2 protein-coding genes are annotated in these 2262 nt (G+C 49.2%); one reads left to right on the top strand and one right to left on the bottom strand.

The features are described 5' to 3' along the window. Positions 1-1457, top strand: a 1457-nt coding sequence (locus ACRC27_RS01815; protein ID WP_438639048.1) for an EAL domain-containing protein, incomplete at its 5' end; no start/stop codon positions are given. 172 nt (positions 1458-1629) lie between these two features. On the opposite strand, the gene ACRC27_RS01810 is transcribed toward ACRC27_RS01815, so the two are convergent. Continuing rightward, positions 1630-2262, bottom strand: a 633-nt coding sequence (locus tag ACRC27_RS01810) for an ATP-binding cassette domain-containing protein (RefSeq protein WP_438639047.1), incomplete at its 5' end; no start/stop codon positions are given.

Raw genomic sequence — 2262 nt, 5'->3', positions numbered from 1 at the left:
GCCGATTTGCCGATGTGCCGTTACCCTTGCCACCATCGCAAGATCTGCGCGCATTAACGCAGGCATTTAACTTGATGGAAGAGGAGATCGCGCGGGCGTTTCAAGAGCAAGCTCAAGCGGTCGCGGTATTGCATCGAGAGGCCTATGAGGATGTAACCACAGGATTAGCAAACCGCCGTTGGTTCCGCCAGCAATTAGAAACTGCAGTGACAGAGCATACTGGCGGGGTCTTGTTTCTGTTAGAGCTGGATGTATTGAGTACCCAGTATGAGACTACCCAGAATCAGATGGCTGATAAGTTGGCTTATCAGTTGGCATTGGCTATTCGGCAGTTTTTATCGGGCCGGCCAGAAGTTTTGGTGGGAAGAACCCGTTTAGCAGAATTTGCTGTGTGGTACCCAGGGCTTGGGGTTCGTTCTGATTTGAGACAAGCTGAAGAGGTAGCGGCACAGTTACTGAATGTCATTCGTCTGCATGTGAGTGATGTGGTCGAGCCCCGTGAAATGTCGGATGCATTTTTGGGGGGAGTGGTCAGCGATGGTTATCATGCAGCACATACTTTGCTGGCTACCGCTGATATGGCATTACATCGAGCAAAAAAAGAAATTGGCCAGTTTTATCTGCATACAGGCTCATTCCAACCGGTGTTACAAGGGAAGCAAGAGTGGCGGCCTGCAGTGTTGGCTGCCTTGGCTGATCCTCTGGCTATTCAAGTCGTTTTGCAGCCAGTATTTGGTGAGCAAGGGAAAGTTTTACATCAGGAAGCGTTTGTTCGTTTGCGTCTGAACTCTCAGTGGGTAACCGCGGCAGATTGGTTACCGATGGTTGAAGCCATCGGTCTTGCATCGGCCGTTGATTTGGTTGTTATCCAGCATATCAGGCAGATGTCGTATACCGGTACCGTTGCGATTAACCTGAGCAACAGCAGTATTTATCATAACGAATTTTCGCATCAACTAGCGCAGATACTCTCTCCGAGTAAATCCTCTGCGAGTAAAGAGAAAGATGCAGGGGATAAATTTGAGATTATCTTTGAATTGTCCGAAGCGGGTTTACTCAGTAATCCGGCAGCAAGTCTGCAGTTTGTCAACACGCTGACAGCACAGGGCTGGCGATGGGGGCTGGACCAATTTGGCCGTAGCAGCAATGGAACCAGCTATTTGGCTCAATTTACTCCTGAATATGTCAAACTCGATTATGGTTATACCCATACGGCTGAAGATGGCCCCGCAAGTAAAGTTATTGCTGCATTGTGTCGTTTAATTCATCAGCGTACTCGTTATGCCATCGCGACACGGGTAGAGAATAAGGTGCAATGGGATCACTTAGCAGGATTAGGCGTAAATGGTTTCCAAGGATTTGGCATGCAACCGTTGATGGATGGGCGCACGAATTCCGAGTTATCCGGCGTGGTCGTTAACTTGCAGAGCGTTGATAGTACCGATCGGGTGCATTAAGAAAAACCTAGCATCATGCACTCTATAAGTACATGTCATGTGGAAAATTGATTTAACGCGTGAATAAAAAACGTCCGCAATTGCGGACGTTTTTTTATTGCCATTCTGAAACCGCCTCCAGAGGACGCGGTTTCTTTCATCTACAGACTAATCAGCTGTGTCTTGTTCGCGATTACGCGCTTTCAATGCCCTGACGGCGCAGGTACTCATCGTAAGTACCGTTGAAGTCAACGATGCCGTCAGCGGTCAGCTCGATAATACGGGTAGCCAGTGAGGATACAAACTGACGGTCGTGGCTGACGAAGAACAGGGTGCCTTTGTAGTTTTCCAGTGCCAGGTTGAGTGACTCGATGGATTCCATATCCATGTGGTTAGTCGGCTCATCCATTACCAGAATGTTCGGCTTTTGCAGCATCAGCTTAGCAAACAGCATCCGGCCTTGCTCACCACCGGAAATCACGCGGACAGATTTCAGGATATCGTTTTGTGAGAACAGCATCCGGCCCAGCATACCACGCACCACTTGCTCATCATCGCCCGGCTTCTTCCACTGTTCCAGCCAGTCATACAGGTTCAGATCGCAGTCAAACTCATCGGCATGATCTTGCGCGTAGTAACCGATGTTAGCGTTTTCGGACCACTTAATGATGCCTTGTTTTGGCGCCATGTTGCCGACCAACGTGTGCAGCAGGGTCGATTTACCGATACCGTTCTGACCGATAATCGCCACGCGCTCGCCGACTTCAACCATCAGGTTCAACTTGGAGAACAGCAGCTCATCGTAACCTTGGGCCAGATTTTCAAT

Origin of the sequence: Plesiomonas sp. (assembly GCF_051650925.1) — a bacterium.
In the GTDB taxonomy this organism is placed as follows: Bacteria; Pseudomonadota; Gammaproteobacteria; order Enterobacterales; family CAMTGL01; genus Plesiomonas.
Note: the sequence above shows the minus strand (reverse complement) of the source record. Positions and strands in the feature narration are given on the sequence as shown.